Source organism: Lentibacillus sp. JNUCC-1 (genome assembly GCF_009741735.1).
Taxonomy (GTDB): domain Bacteria; phylum Bacillota; class Bacilli; order Bacillales; family Amphibacillaceae; genus Lentibacillus_B.
Map to the genome: position 1 here is coordinate 1,103,593 of NZ_WHOH01000003.1, position 15,337 is coordinate 1,118,929.

13 protein-coding genes and 1 pseudogene are annotated in these 15,337 nt (G+C 41.6%); all 14 read left to right on the forward strand.

Going from position 1 to position 15,337, the window contains the following annotated elements; genetic code table 11:
• The 14 genes and pseudogenes from JNUCC1_RS16070 (at position 1) to cccA (ending at position 15,270) form a co-directional block, all read left to right on the forward strand.
• Positions 1-963, forward strand: a complete 963-nt coding sequence (locus JNUCC1_RS16070; protein ID WP_156646509.1) for a PhoH family protein — start codon at positions 1-3, stop codon at positions 961-963.
• Positions 964-1,038: 75 nt separating this feature from the next.
• The gene (locus JNUCC1_RS16075) at positions 1,039-3,171 is read left to right on the forward strand and encodes an HD family phosphohydrolase (protein ID WP_331713828.1); all 2,133 of its coding nucleotides are present in this window, start codon (positions 1,039-1,041) and stop codon (positions 3,169-3,171) included.
• Positions 3,172-3,639, forward strand: a complete 468-nt coding sequence (gene ybeY, locus JNUCC1_RS16080; protein WP_156646513.1) for an rRNA maturation RNase YbeY — start codon at positions 3,172-3,174, stop codon at positions 3,637-3,639.
• On the forward strand, positions 3,629-4,003 hold the full coding sequence (locus JNUCC1_RS16085; RefSeq protein ID WP_231784253.1) for a diacylglycerol kinase family protein: 375 nt from the start codon (positions 3,629-3,631) through the stop codon (positions 4,001-4,003). Before ybeY ends, JNUCC1_RS16085 begins: the two co-directional genes overlap by 11 nt.
• 125 nt (positions 4,004-4,128) lie before the next feature.
• Complete coding sequence (gene era / locus JNUCC1_RS16090) at positions 4,129-5,031, forward strand: GTPase Era (RefSeq protein WP_156646515.1); 903 nt, start codon at positions 4,129-4,131, stop codon at positions 5,029-5,031.
• 95 nt (positions 5,032-5,126) lie between these two features.
• A complete protein-coding gene (locus tag JNUCC1_RS16095; RefSeq protein WP_331713829.1) occupies positions 5,127-5,267 on the forward strand; it encodes a YqzL family protein in 141 nt (46 codons plus the stop codon).
• A gap of 25 nt (positions 5,268-5,292) precedes the next feature.
• Positions 5,293-6,038 (forward strand): annotated as a pseudogene (gene recO / locus JNUCC1_RS16100) (DNA repair protein RecO).
• A gap of 816 nt (positions 6,039-6,854) precedes the next feature.
• Positions 6,855-7,733, forward strand: coding sequence for a glycine--tRNA ligase subunit alpha (glyQ, locus tag JNUCC1_RS16105; protein ID WP_156646517.1), 879 nt, complete (start codon positions 6,855-6,857; stop codon positions 7,731-7,733).
• Complete coding sequence (gene glyS / locus JNUCC1_RS16110; protein WP_156646519.1) at positions 7,734-9,818, forward strand: glycine--tRNA ligase subunit beta; 2,085 nt, start codon at positions 7,734-7,736, stop codon at positions 9,816-9,818.
• A gap of 70 nt (positions 9,819-9,888) precedes the next feature.
• A complete protein-coding gene (locus tag JNUCC1_RS16115) occupies positions 9,889-10,518 on the forward strand; it encodes a helix-turn-helix transcriptional regulator (RefSeq protein ID WP_331713895.1) in 630 nt (209 codons plus the stop codon).
• Positions 10,519-10,538: 20 nt separating this feature from the next.
• On the forward strand, positions 10,539-11,342 hold the full coding sequence (locus JNUCC1_RS16120; RefSeq protein ID WP_156646523.1) for a pyruvate, water dikinase regulatory protein: 804 nt from the start codon (positions 10,539-10,541) through the stop codon (positions 11,340-11,342).
• Positions 11,343-11,737: 395 nt separating this feature from the next.
• Positions 11,738-13,540 carry a DNA primase gene (gene dnaG / locus JNUCC1_RS16125; RefSeq protein WP_156646525.1) on the forward strand — a complete coding sequence of 601 codons (1,803 nt, stop codon included), beginning with the start codon at positions 11,738-11,740 and terminating at the stop codon, positions 13,538-13,540.
• Between the two features lie 29 nt (positions 13,541-13,569).
• A complete protein-coding gene (gene rpoD / locus JNUCC1_RS16130; protein ID WP_156646527.1) occupies positions 13,570-14,691 on the forward strand; it encodes an RNA polymerase sigma factor RpoD in 1,122 nt (373 codons plus the stop codon).
• A gap of 204 nt (positions 14,692-14,895) precedes the next feature.
• The gene (gene cccA / locus JNUCC1_RS16135) at positions 14,896-15,270 is read left to right on the forward strand and encodes a cytochrome c550 (protein ID WP_156646529.1); all 375 of its coding nucleotides are present in this window, start codon (positions 14,896-14,898) and stop codon (positions 15,268-15,270) included.
• The last annotated feature ends 67 nt before the right edge of the window (positions 15,271-15,337 follow it).

Below are 15,337 nucleotides of genomic sequence, written 5' to 3' on the forward strand. Positions count from 1 at the left end.
ATGTCAGAAAATCTGCATGCCATTGATCTGAGTCTATCCAGTGCGTCAGAAGCTTTGGCACTGTTTGGAACAAATGATAAGTATTTAAAACATCTTGAAGAGCAATTAAACGTGTCGATTGTAACACGTGGAGAAAAAATCAGCGTATCTGGTGCTGAACAAGACGTTACGCATGTTCAGAATATTCTCCTGAAGCTGCTGGATATCATTCGAAAAGGTTTAACGATTACAGAACGTGACGTGGTATATGCTGTGGATCTAGCCAAAGCAGGTAAGATCGATCAGTTTGAAACGTTATTTGAAGATGTGATCACCAAAACCCATAAGGGCAAAGCAATTCGTGTGAAAACATTAGGCCAAAAAAAATATGTGAATGCTATTAAATCAAATGACCTTGTATTTGGAATTGGCCCTGCCGGAACTGGAAAGACGTATTTGGCGGTTGTAATGGCCATTCATGCACTTAAAAATGGAACAATCAAACGCGTGATTTTAACCAGACCGGCGGTTGAAGCCGGTGAAAGCCTGGGCTTTTTGCCTGGTGACCTAAAAGAAAAAGTCGATCCGTATTTGCGCCCATTGTATGACGCTTTGCATGATGTGCTGGGCACAGAGCACACGGCACGATTAATTGAACGTGAAGTGATTGAAATTGCTCCGCTTGCATACATGCGCGGAAGAACGCTTGATGATGCTTTCGTTATCTTAGATGAAGCACAAAACACAACTCCGGAACAAATGAAGATGTTTCTGACACGACTCGGTTTCGGCTCGAAAATGATCATAACAGGTGATATTACCCAAGTTGACCTGCCTAAGGGGACGACATCCGGGCTCCGTGTTGCAAGCAGTACACTCGCCACCGTCAAAGGGCTGGATTTTGTATACCTCGATCAGACAGACGTTGTCAGGCATCCGTTGGTTCAGCGGATTATTGATGCATATGAAAAAGAAAATAAATGATATAAGCGTAAGACCCCGGAAAGCGGGTCTTATTTTACATATAAATCTTCTTGTGGCATGAGAGGTGTCATGAAAATGAAAAAGGCTGTGGCTTGGATAAATCACATTAAAACGAAATGGCTGACCATTGTTTTACCTGTTTTAATTTTGGGTTTTATTATCTTTTTTGCGACACTGAACAATGTGTATACTCAAACGTATGATATTGAACGCTTCACAATTGCAAAAGAAACGATACGCTCTCCAATTACTGTAGAAAATGAACCGGAAACAGAACGCAAAATGCGGGAAACAGTCCAGTCTGTTGAGGATCGGTATACGATTTCAAATGAAGTAACCGAGGAAAGAATTGCTTATGTCGAAGAAATATTTGATGCGATCACAAAACTGGAAAGTGAAACAACGATTGCAGCTGAAAAGAAAACAGGCGAAACTAAATTTGTGCAATTAACGACTGAGGAAAAGGTAGAGCGTCTTAAACAGGTCTTATCCAGTAGCATTGTTCAGTCTGTCAGTGATGGAACCCTGCATGCGTTAATTGAGACATCTCCAAAGGCCCGAAGCGAAGGGGAAAAAGTCTTCATTCGTATTTTGTCTGATACCCTTGACAAAGGCGTAAGAGCACAACATATCCAAACGACAACAAATGAAGTCCAGCAGCATATTAAATATGCGAACCTGGAAAGCGGAATGATCCAGGTTTTATCTGAGTTAAGTGATTTTGCAGTTACGGAAAATGCTTTTTATGACGCAGAAAAAACCATGCAAGCTCGAAAAGACGCCGCAGCTGGTGTAGAACCTGAAGTTATAAGAGCAGGCGAGGTCATTGTAAGAGAAGGCCATCGCATTACGAACGAGACTTTTGAAGAACTGCAGCTTGCGGGATTGCTTAACAAGGACCGCAACCTGTTTCCGGTGATTGGTCTTGTATTGCTGATTGTATTGGTTATGAGTGTTTTATCTTATGAGATGAACCTGCTTTCAGTAAAAAATCAGCTTGATAGAGGCACTGTTATAACAATTCTTGTCGTCAGTGTGATGAGTATCGCCTTAATGAAAGTGGTAAGCTTATATACAAATGAGGTGAATCAGCTGTTTTATATAGTGCCTGTGGCTACAGGTGTCCTTCTTGCTAAACAATTGATTCACGAACGACTTGCCATCGTTCTTGCCGTTTTGTATGCTGTAGTTGGAAGTGTGATTTTCAATTCTGAAATCCCTGGTTCCCTTAATTTTGAAGCAGGTATTTACTTTTTGTTTTCTCAATTGGGTGCGATTATGTGCCTTGTCAACGTGAAAGATCGACTTTCTATTGTCAGAGCGGGTATCGGAATGACACTTGTAAATGTGTCTGCTGTTATGTTATTTATATTTCTGTCATTTGAAAAGTATGCCTGGAGCGACTTAATTGTTCAAGGTGGATATGGCGTGGCTTCCGCTTTCTTGTCCGCGGTATTGACACTCGGATTAATGCCATTTTTTGAAACCTCACTGGGGATCTTATCGGATATTAAGTTACTTTCTCTGGCAAACCCGAACCACCCTTTATTAAGGAAAATTCTGATGGAGGCTCCTGGAACTTATCACCATTCACTCATGGTGGCCAATCTAAGTGAAGCAGCTTGTGAAGCTGTGGGGGCCAATGGACTGCTTGCAAGAGTTGGTGCTTACTATCATGATATAGGCAAAACCGTTCGGCCTCAGTTTTTCATTGAAAATCAAATGGGGATTAAAAATCCTCATGATCAGATTGACCCACAAGAAAGTGCAGACATTATTATAAGCCATCCTTATGACGGGGCTAATATGTTGAAAGAATACCGTATGCCAAAAGAGATTATTGCGATTTCCAGAGAGCACCACGGAACGACATTATTGAAGTATTTTTACTATAAAGAGAAGGAAATCTCAAAACACGCAGATGAAACCCGTTTTCGTTACCCTGGCCCCAAACCTCAAACGAAAGAATCGGCGATCATATGTATTTGTGATTCGGTAGAGGCAGCAGTGAGATCCATGGAAGCTCCGACTGAACAGAAGATTGAAGATACTGTTTCTGCAATTATCAATGACAGACTCATGGAAGGACAATTAATCGATTGTCCCCTGACAATGAAAGATTTAAACAAAATACAGACAGCTGTATGCGAAACACTAAAAGGCATGTTTCATTCCCGTATACAGTATCCAATGGAGGAGGCAACATAAATGCATATTGATATTCATGATCAGACACAGTCCGTAACTGCAGACACAGTGGATTCGATTCAGCAGCTTCTATTATTCGCCGCTAAAGAAGAGCAGATTCCAAGAGAGGCGGAGATTTCTGTTAATTTTGTGGATGACACAGACATTCAAGCGCTCAACAGGAACTACCGACAGCTTGATCGTCCTACAGATGTTTTATCTTTTGCGTTGCAAGATGCCGTGGATGAAGAAATGACAGTTAATGACGAAGCTGACATTCCACTCGCTCTTGGCGATATTGTCATTTCAGTCGACACTGCTAAGCGTCAGGCGAATGAATATGAGCACTCCATTAAGCGCGAACTGTGTTTTTTAGCATTGCATGGTTTTCTGCATTTGCTTGGGTATGATCATATGAACGAAGAAGATGAACAAAGGATGAACAACAGACAAAACGCCTTGCTGGGAACGTTTGGCATTGAGCGCTAAATCAAAGAAACGGGGCATAGGACTATCATTTGCACTTCAAGGCATCGGACAAGCCATTAAGAAAGAACGTAATATGAAAATACATGTCGCAGCTGCTATAAGCGCTCTTATAATGGGGGTTCTGCTTAAGCTCAACAGTATTGAATGGATCGTGCTTGTGCTTGTTATTGCTTTGGTTGTAGTAGTTGAAATGCTCAATACATGTATTGAGGTTATAATGGATTTGATTAAACCAGAATACCACATCATGACGAAGTATATAAAAGACATGGCCGCTGGTGCTGTGCTTGTGGCAGCGATAGCAGCTGCCGTGACCGGGTTGATCTTGTTTGCGCCGAAGTTAATAGAGTTTGTATTGTTGTAAATAGGGTATATTTTATAAAAAAGATGATGATGTCTGTCAGATCAAGAGAAGTTCTGTCGAAGGTCTGGTCAAAGGATCTATTTCATGTAATATAGAGGACAACACATCTAATCGGAGGATACATCATGTCGCAAGAACATAAATCGGGATTTATTTCAATTATAGGCAGACCTAATGTTGGGAAATCAACATTTCTAAATGCTGTGATTGGACAAAAGATTGCTATTATGAGTGATAAGCCCCAAACGACCCGTAACAAAATCCAAGGGGTTGTGACACAAGAAGAAGCTCAGTTTGTATTTATAGACACACCTGGTATACATAAGCCAAAACATCAGCTTGGAGATTTCATGGTCAAGACAGCACAAAGCACCCTTAATGAGGTTGATGCTGTTTTGTTTATGATCAATGCAGAAGAAGGGTATGGCAGAGGTGATCAATTCATTATTGATAAATTACAGACTATTGAAACCCCTGTTTTTCTCATCATTAATAAAATTGACTTGGTGACACCTGAAGCATTATTTGAACTAATAGAGCAATACAAAGATAAGCTCCCTTTTGCAGAAATTGTTCCGATTTCGGCTTCAGAGGGCAACAACCTAGCTCATTTGCTGGATGTTCTCAAATCGTATTTGCCCGAAGGCCCCCAGTACTACCCGGTTGATCAGGTGACTGACCATCCGGAACGATTTATCATGAGTGAATTGATCAGAGAAAAAGTACTTGAATTAACAAAAGAAGAAATTCCCCACTCAATTGCAGTTGTCATAGAAGGAATCGAACAGAAACGAGAAGACCTGGTACATGTGCAAGCAGTAATTATGACAGAACGAAAATCACAAAAAGGCATATTAATTGGCAAGGGTGGCGTTATGCTTAAAAATATAGGTAAGCGCGCCCGCCTTGATATCGAAACCCTACTTGGCACTAAAGTGTATTTAGAACTGTGGGTGAAAGTTCAAAAAGACTGGAGAAACAAAGCTGCTCAACTCCGTGATTTCGGCTATGATGAAGAACGCTATTAGATATGGTAAATTTTAATACTCATTGATTTGCGATGAAGGGGTCATTCTAACAGTATACACATGTTCAAACACATATAGAAAGGTGGGGGTTTCTTGTGATTGATTTGACTTGGCAAGTGTTCAGTCAGACAGGAAACATTGAAACCTATTTACTCATGAAAGAGCTGGAGAATGAAAACGAAATGACGGTCATAAAGAGTCAAACTCAATATCGGCAAACACCATTATCGGATTAATTTGGTGTAGAAATAGGTGACATGTGTGCTCGAGAAAGTTAAGGGGATTGTACTAAAAACACAAGAATATGGTGAAACACACAAAATTGTTACGCTTTTTGGAGAACAGACAGGCAAAATAACTGCAATAGCTAGGGGCGCGAATAAACCTAGAAGTAAGATGACGGCCATAACACAGCCATTTATATACGCTGAAAACTTTCTTTACCTAAATGCCAGAGGCCTCAGTACCCTTCAGCAAGGAGATGTGATCGATTCATTTCGCGGGATTAGGGAAGACATTATCAAAACGGCTTATGCGGCTTATATCGCGGAGCTAACCGATAAGATCATGGAACGCCATGAAGCTGATGCCTTCTTATTTAAACAGTTATATTTAACTTTAAAAGAATATCTGAGAGTGAAGAACCAGCAATTCCGATTATGATGTATGAACTTAAATTGTTTCACAAAGGTGGTTTTGCACCTGTTTTGGATAGGTGTGCTATTTGCGGACGCGCAGAAATGCCGTATGCCTTTTCAATCAGTGAAGGTGGATTCCTCTGTCCGCGCTGCCGACATAGGGATTCCTATGCGGTTACCTTAAATGAAGCCCTAGCAAAGTGGATGCTTGTGTTCATGCAGACGGACTTGGAAAGAATTGATAAAATCTCTGTAAAAGAAGAAAACATTAACCGACTGCGCTCTTTACTGGATGCATATTATGACCAGTACGGAGGTTATTATTTAAAATCAAAACGTTTTCTGAAACAAATGGATCTGCTTAAATGATCTTTAATTGACAAAAATGTATGGTTGAATTAAGATTTAATGAAGAAACAATAAATGATGAATGCGTTGAAGGAGAAGAGTACCCTAGAACAAAGCGATTCCGGGATGGTGAAAGCCGGAAAGAAACAGGGGAATGGCACTCTCGGAGCATCAGCACAATAAAGTGGCCCGTCCAACGGGCAAATAGGGTGGAACCGCGGGCCCCAATCCCGTCCCTATGCCTTTTACCGAGGCATAGGGACGGGATTTTATTATGAAGAGCACAATTTCCGTAAACTGCGAATTAACCAGAAGATTTATGACTGCCTCTGGCAACCGCTCGGGGAAAACACTCCGCGTCCAGTGGGCGCTGATGAGCCTCCTCGGTCTGACGACCTCCGGGGTCTCATCTAGGCTTTTGCTCCCACAGGAGTCTCCGTGTTTTCCCCGAGCTGGATATGAGAAATCAGTTTGCTAGCTCTTATTATGAGTAGAACCGTCCAAGCCGCTGAAAAAATAGAGTGATTGGAGCGGAGGGAAGTCGACTCCTGCGGGAATAGCACGAGTCGAAGACCCCACAGCGCTACACTAAGGATGGTCGACTAAAACCGTCCTTTGCGGACAACGTCGACATACCCCTTGCCGGGGCAAGGAGGCTGAGGCCGTGCCCGCGGAAAGCGACTTCCCGGAGCGCAAATCACGATCTGCTTACTACGCACATTGATTTGACTTCACCTTATGTAGTAAGAACGCTTCTTAAAACTTTCACTAGTTCGCAGTTTGTGTCAATTATGTTATTAAGAAGGTCTGCTAGATAAAAAATCGGGAGGTATTGTAATGAATATTCAAGATATGATTTTGACGCTTCAGTCGTATTGGTCAAAACAGAATTGCATTTTAATGCAGTCGTATGATGTTGAAAAGGGTGCCGGGACGATGTCGCCTATGACTTTATTGCGCAGCCTCGGTCCGGAACCATGGAATGTTGCATATGTTGAACCATCGAGACGTCCTGATGACGGTCGATATGGTCAAAATCCAAACAGGCTATACCAGCATCACCAATTCCAAGTCGTGATGAAGCCCTCTCCAGATAACATTCAAGATCTGTACCTGGATTCGTTAAAAGCACTTGGAATTGACCCCTTGGAGCATGACATCCGGTTTGTTGAAGACAATTGGGAAAATCCAACTCTCGGGGCTGCTGGTCTTGGTTGGGAAGTCTGGCTTGATGGTATGGAGATCACTCAATTTACTTATTTTCAGCAGATTGGAGGACTTGAAGCAAGTCCGGTCTCTGTTGAACTTACATATGGAATTGAGCGACTGGCCTCCTATATACAAGACAGAGAAAATGTTTTCGATCTAGAATGGACAGAAGGTGTAACTGTAGCAGATATATTTATGCAGCCGGAATACGAGCATTCTGTTTATACATTCGAACTGTCGGATTCTAATATGCTTTTCGATCTGTTTACCATGTATGAACGTGAAGCGAATCGAATCATGGAAAAAGGGCTTGTTTTCCCTGCTTATGATTATGTGCTTAAGTGTTCTCACACATTTAATTTGCTGGATGCGAGAGGCGTGATCTCAACTACAGAACGAACCGGCTATATTGGTCGCGTGCGCAAGCTTGCTCGTGAGATTGCCAAAGCCTATGTTGCTGAGCGGGAGCGTCTTGGATTCCCGATGCTCAAAAAGGAGGAAGCGTAGATGCGAAAAGATGCTTTGTTTGAAATCGGACTGGAGGAACTCCCCGCAAGATTTATTGATGATGCTGAACAACAGTTTCATAAGGCAGCTATAAAGTTTTTAAAAGATGAGCGTCTTGCGTTTGAGTCTGTGGAATCCTATGCTACTCCCAGACGACTTGCAGTGATTATCCGCGGACTTGCAGATGCTCAAACGTCAATCGAAGAAGAAATGAAAGGGCCAGCGGTGAAAATTGCCAAGGATGATAACGGGGATTGGACTAAAGCAGCTGTTGGTTTTACGAAAGGGCAAGGGCTGTCAGTTGAAGATATTTATATTAAGGAATTAAAGGGAACGGAATATATCTTTGTCAATAAACATATAAAAGGGCTTCCTGCTATGGAGCGTCTTTCAGGCTTTGCCGATCTTATTCAATCAATACAGTTTAATAAGAACATGCGCTGGGCCGATCAATCTATGCGGTATGCAAGACCGATACGATGGCTTGTGGCATTATATGGAAACGATGTGGTTCCCTTTGAAATAGCTGGTGTTCGAACAGGCCGGATGACATTCGGGCACCGTTTTTTGGGTGGTGAAATTGAGCTGAAGGAGCCGAAAGAATACCTGCCTTCACTTACTGATCAGTACGTCATTGCATCCCCGAAAGAACGGGAAGAAATGATTGTGCGGCAAATTCATCATGTGGAAACAACGGAAGGCTATGAGATTCCGGTCGACCAGGCATTATTGGAGGAAGTTAGAAACCTCGTTGAGTACCCAACTGTTTTCATGGGGAGATTCGAGGATACGTTTCTCAAATTGCCATCGGATATTCTGGTTACATCTATGAAAGCCCATCAGCGTTACTTCCCGGTAAAGGACAGCGACGGTCATCTGCTGCCAATGTTTGTCGGTGTGCGAAACGGTGATGAAAGAGCACTGGAAACAGTTGTAAAAGGGAATGAAAAGGTACTTAAAGCGCGCTTGGCCGATGCTCAGTTTTTCTATGAAGAAGATCAGAAAACCCCCCTTAAAGATCACCTGGAAAAATTAAGCCGCGTCGTATTTCAAGAGAAACTTGGTACACTTGAGGATAAAGTAATGCGCATTAAACAAATCGCAGGCCGGATATGTGATATGATTGCTCTTTCACCTAATACCAAAGACCACATTGAAAGAGCTGCAGAGATTTGTAAATTTGACCTTATGACTCAGATGGTCAATGAATTTACGGAACTGGAAGGTATTATGGGCGAAGATTACGCATTAAAATACGGAGAGAGCCCACACGTGGCAAATGCGATTCGTGAACATTATTTGCCAAAGAGCTCACAAGGAGAATTGCCGCAAACCGTTGAAGGGGCTGTGTTAAGTATCGCTGACAAGCTTGATACAGTTACAGGCAGTCTCTCTCTTGGCCGGAGACCGAGTGCATCACAGGATCCATACGGTTTAAGACGGCAGGCTACGGGGATTTTGCGTATTCTTGAATCGAGAAAATGGGACGTTTCTGTGGAGGATCTCCTACAAGTTGTGATGCGCATTTACGATGAAACGGTTAAAAACATAAACTGGTCAGCTGATACGTTCAACGAAGTGCAGGCGTTTTTCAAAACCCGCGCTGAATATGTGTTGAGAGATGAGCAAGTTGAACAAGATATTGTACATGCTGTTATAAGTAATCGTATTGGAAACTACTCTTATGCGGCCGATAAAGCGCACGCGTTATCCAGTAAACGCCATGATCAAAACTTTAAACCAACTCAAGAAGCACTTGTTCGGGTATTGAATATTGCTAAAAAGGCTGAACAGACAATAATTGAACCAGCCGTATTCCAAACTGATTCAGAAAGAACACTTTATGAGGCGTTTGAAGACATTAAGCCAAAATATCAAACTGCGAAAAGTTCATTAAAGGCCCAAAATGCTTTAGACCAATTGGAGAAGCTGGCTGCCCCCATTCATGCGTTTTTTGAACATAATATGGTCATGGCTGAAGATGAAGAAATCCGCCTTAATCGACTAGCGCTAATGCATGCCATTTCTGAACTGGTTTTTGATTATGCTGATTTATCTGTTGTAGAATGGAAACAGCATTTCTGAAGCCGCGAAACTGATATAGGCTGTGATTTTGGCCCTTAGTATGCCATAATTGGATGTAGGTGATGATATAGTGGAATTATCCAAGCGACAAGAACAAATTATTGAAATTGTTAAGTCTAACGGGCCGATCACAGGCGAGAATATTGCAAGTAAGTTAGGTCTGACGCGTGCAACATTGAGACCTGATTTGGCCATTTTGACCATGTCAGGCTTCCTTGAGGCACGGCCTCGTGTCGGTTATTACTATACAGGCAAAACAGGCAATGAGTTGCTGACAGAAAATATTAAACGGCTGAAAGTCCAAGAATATCAATCAGTTCCGATTGTTGTTAAAGAGCATACGTCTGTGTATGATGCGATTTCCACTATGTTTTTAGACGATGTCGGGACACTGTTTGTAGTAGATGAACAATCATGCCTCATCGGGGTTCTGTCTCGAAAAGATCTATTAAGAGCGAGTATGGGACAGCAAGATCTCACTGCAGTGCCTGTTCATATCATTATGACACGGATGCCTAACATAACGGTTTGCAGACGTGACGACATGGTTCTTGATGCGGCCAGAAAAATGATTGATCAGCAAATAGACGGATTACCAGTGGTTAAAGCCGTTGAAGGCGGACTCGAAGTTGTTGGGCGCATTACCAAGACAACCATTACAAAAGTATTTGTCGAACTGATTAGAGGTAACCATATTTAAATAAGAGAGGAGATTTTACCATGAGTGCCAAACCACCTGTGTATGTCTTGTCAGACTCAGTAGGGGAAACGGCAGAACTTGTTATAAAAGCAGGCCTGAGTCAATTTAATGGTGAATGTGATATTCAGCGTGTACCATATGTTGAAGATAAAACCACAATTGATGAAGCATTACAGCAAGTTGTAGAAACAAACGGAATGCTCGGATTTACTCTTGTGGATCCCGAACTCAGGCATTATACAAATGAGCAAGCAGACAAGTTGAACATTGAGGCGATAGACATCATGGGGCCTATGATGGGGGCGATGGAAAAGTACTTTAAACTTGAGCCTCGTTTAGAGCCTGGGCTTGTTCATAAACTCGATGAAGATTATTTCAAACGTGTGGAAGCCATCGAATTTGCGGTTAAATATGACGATGGGAGAGACCCTCGCGGAATAGCCCGGGCAGATATCATTTTGATAGGTGTTTCACGGACGTCCAAGACGCCTCTATCACAGTATTTGGCATTGAAACGTTTGAAGGTGGCCAACGTCCCGATTGTTCCAGAAGTAGAACCACCAGAGGAACTCTATCTAGTGGATCCATCGAAATGTATTGGGCTAAAAATCAGCTCGGTTAAATTAAATGATATACGAAAAGAAAGATTAAAAGCGCTCGGACTTGGGGATCAGGCTTCATACGCTAATATTGAAAGAATAGAGCAGGAATTGACTTATTTTAACAAGGTGATTGACAAAATTGGCTGCGAAGTGATCGATGTATCCAATAAAGCAGTTGAAGAAACAGCAAACATCATTATGCACATGGCAACAATGAAATAATGCTTGAAACAGAAAACATCCCTAAAAGGTATGTTTTCTGTTACTTTTGTAGTCATTTGGTTATAATTAATGTATAATGTTAATTTTAATGATGAAGAGGAGAAGCAATGTGCCACATATTGATTCTGAAAAATATAACATCGTAAAAAAGAAGGATTTTGTTCCTCTCATGTAGAATTAATATATTGAGCATGATTGAGAAGACACTTATTCTTCTGCGATGATTCGCTGATTCAATCGAATTGTCATTATAAATGAATCCAATGGTCTATTCATCCTTCTAGAATCAACATTAAACAATAGAAGGAATTTTTTACGCCTTGCAAAAAAATATTGTCGAAATATGAAGGATTTTCGAAGGTGGTATCGAATATTAAATAAGCATGGTGGTTGAAATGTCTAAGCGAATATCTGACGAAGTGATCGAAAATGTCAGGAACAACAATGAAATTGTCGATGTCATTGGAGAATATGTGCAACTCAAAAAGCAGGGGAAAAACTATTTTGGTCTATGTCCGTTTCATGGAGAAAAAACGCCTTCATTTTCAGTGAATCAAGATAAACAAATTTTTCATTGTTTCGGTTGTGGTAAAGGCGGGAATGTTTTTACTTTTCTTATGGAACTGGAAGGGTACACTTTTTATGAGGTGCTTGTTCAGCTGGCGGAAAGAAGTGATATAGAGCTACCGGAACAAGTAACAGAAAAGCAACAAACGCTTCCGCAAGCAGACCAAAATATACTTATGGCTCATGAGTGGCTTGCAAAACTCTATCATCACCTTCTTATGTACACAAAGGATGGCAGGGAAGGCCTTGAATACTTCAAGAAAAGAGGGATTCATGAAGAAACCATTAATCTATTTCAATTGGGCTTTGCACCGAATGTGTCAACCTTCACTGTGGAGTTTCTTGAAAAGAAGGGTTTTCATCAGCAAGAACTCATAAAAGCAGGTCTTGTTTCAGAACAGGAGGATGGACGTGTAACCGATCGCTTCAGAGGGCGTATCATGATCCCGATCCGCAACCACCTGGGAAAACCAATTGCTTTTGGTGGCCGTGCAATAGGACAGCAGGAACCGAAGTATTTGAACAGTCCCGAAAGTGATTTGTTTCAAAAGGGTCGTATGCTGTTTAATTTTGATTTGGCCAAGCGGGATATCCGCAAACAGAATGAAGTCGTTTTGTTTGAGGGGTATATGGATGTGCTTTCTGCATATCAGGCTAACGTTCGAAATGCACTCGCTACGCTTGGAACATCTTTGACTGAACATCAAGCTCGACTGCTTAAAAGGTATACAGATACAGTCATTCTATGCTATGACCAAGATAAAGCAGGCCAAGATGGTGCTTATAGGGCAGCGACATTGCTTCGGCAATCGGGTTGTGACGTGAAGGTGGCCAAGATGCCTGATAATATGGACCCCGATGATTATATCCGATCACATGGTGGAGAAGCTTTTAAAAAGCATGTGATTGCTGCCAGTGATACATTCACACACTTTTATATGCAATACGCCAAAAAGGATTTTAATTTAAACATCCAAGGTGACCGCATAGAATATATTGAGCATATAGTCTCATACTTGGCGACGATTGAAAGCCGTGTTGAAAGGGAATATTATTTAAAAGAGTTAAGTAGTGATTTTCATGTTTCAATGGACACACTTTTGGATGAAATAAAGACAAAACGTGAAACTGCAAGAAAACATGAGGATAAGAGAGAAAATAACCGTTATACTAATAGGGCAGTACGTATACAACAAGAAAAAAAATTACTACCGGCATTTCATAATGCTGAAAGACAACTTATTGCACACATGCTTTCTGATGAAACCATTGCCTTTCAAGTTCAGGAAGAATTAGGTGCAGCATTTAATATTGACGCTCATAAAGTGCTTGTTACGCATTTATATGCATATTATGAGAAAGGGAACCCGGCAGAAGTCAGTCTTTTTATGGAACACATCGAAGACGACCAGTTGCGGCAATTAGTAGCAGAGATTACAATGATGCCGATTTTTGATCAAATAAGTTCAAAAGAAATTCAGGACTATATTAATATGATTAAAGCAAAAACTCATGAGCTTGAACACATCGCAGTACTTAAACAAGACCAACGCATAGCTGAGCAGCAAAACGATCCCATTAAAGCCGCGCAAATCGCTATGCAAATCATACAAATGCAGAAACCACAGTAGTATTTTACAGTCTGGAAGGAGGGGGCCTCATGGCAGAACAAAAACCTTCACAAATGAAGGGCAACGAAAATGAGACCACTTTAGAACAAGCAAAAGAACAATTATTGGAATTGGGCAAGAAAAGAGGCGTTCTTGCCTATGAAGAAGTCGCTGATCGGTTATCCGGGTTTGAGATGGAACCGGATCAAATGGATGAATTCTATGAGTATCTGACTGAGCAAGGTGTCGAAGTCATAGGTGATTCAGAAGAGGATCCAAGTATGCAGCAAATTGCCAAGGAAGAGGAATTCAATCTGAATAATCTGAGTGTCCCGCTTGGCATTAAAATAAATGACCCTGTCCGTATGTACCTGAAAGAAATTGGCCGTGTTGATCTGCTGTCTGCAGCGGAAGAAATTGAACTTGCCAAACGCATTGAAAAAGGCGAAGAAGAAGCTAAACGCCGTCTAGCTGAAGCAAACCTGAGACTTGTGGTCAGTATTGCCAAACGTTATGTCGGGCGCGGCATGTTGTTTTTGGACCTTATTCAGGAAGGCAATATGGGCTTAATTAAAGCTGTTGAAAAGTTTGATTACCGTAAAGGCTATAAGTTCAGCACGTATGCAACATGGTGGATCAGACAAGCCATTACCCGTGCCATAGCTGACCAGGCAAGAACCATTCGTATTCCAGTTCATATGGTTGAAACCATTAACAAGCTGATTAGAGTCCAGCGTCAATTGCTTCAAGATCTTGGCAGAGAGCCAACCCCCGAAGAAATTGGGGAAGAGATGGAGCTGACGCCTGATAAGGTGAGAGATATTCTTAAGATTGCCCAGGAGCCAGTTTCTTTAGAGACCCCCATTGGTGAAGAAGATGATTCTCATTTGGGTGACTTTATTGAAGATCAGGAAGCTGTTTCACCTTCCGATCATGCGGCATATGAACTGCTGAAAGAACAGCTTGAAGATGTGCTTGATACGTTAACAGACCGCGAAGAAAACGTGCTGAGATTACGTTTTGGTTTGGATGATGGTCGCACACGCACACTTGAAGAAGTTGGCCGCGTATTCGGTGTGACTCGGGAACGCATCAGACAAATTGAAGCAAAAGCACTTCGGAAACTCAGACACCCAAGCAGAAGCAAACGATTAAAAGATTTTCTTGAATAGAAAAGCATGAGCAGGGATGAGTTAACATTTGTCCAAAAAGACTTATGGGCGTTTGTTAACTCTTCTCTTCCCGGTCTGCCGGGGTGAAACCTAAGTATTATGAAGTGATTTTACTCTTATTACTTTAAAGTCAGGGGCATTTCGAGTAAAATATACGTTAGCAATAAAAAGAATTCATGGGGATTACATAAGGAGGAAACAGAGATGAAGAAAAATGCAGTTATCCCTTATGCAATTATAGCTTCTATCGGGATACTCATGGTCATTGTTTTGTCAACTGCAGGGGTTTTTCAGCGTGAAAACATTCAGCAAGAAGCAGAAGGCGGCGAAGAACAGAGTGCAGAAGAGGGAGAATCAATGGACCCTGAAGAAATTTTCCAAAGCAACTGTATGTCATGTCACGGAGAAGATCTCTCTGGCAGTGGCAGCGCTCCAGCCTTGACAGAAGTGGGTGCAGATCACTCTAAAGAAGATATCAAAAAAATTATTATTAACGGAACCGACGGCGGAATGCCAGGTGGTCTTGTTAACAATGAGCAAGCCGATAAATTAGCAGAATGGCTTTCTGAGAAGAAATAATTATAATTTTATATTCATGGGGGAGCTTTCTTGCAACATGCAGAAAGCTTTTCTTATTAAAGGAGCA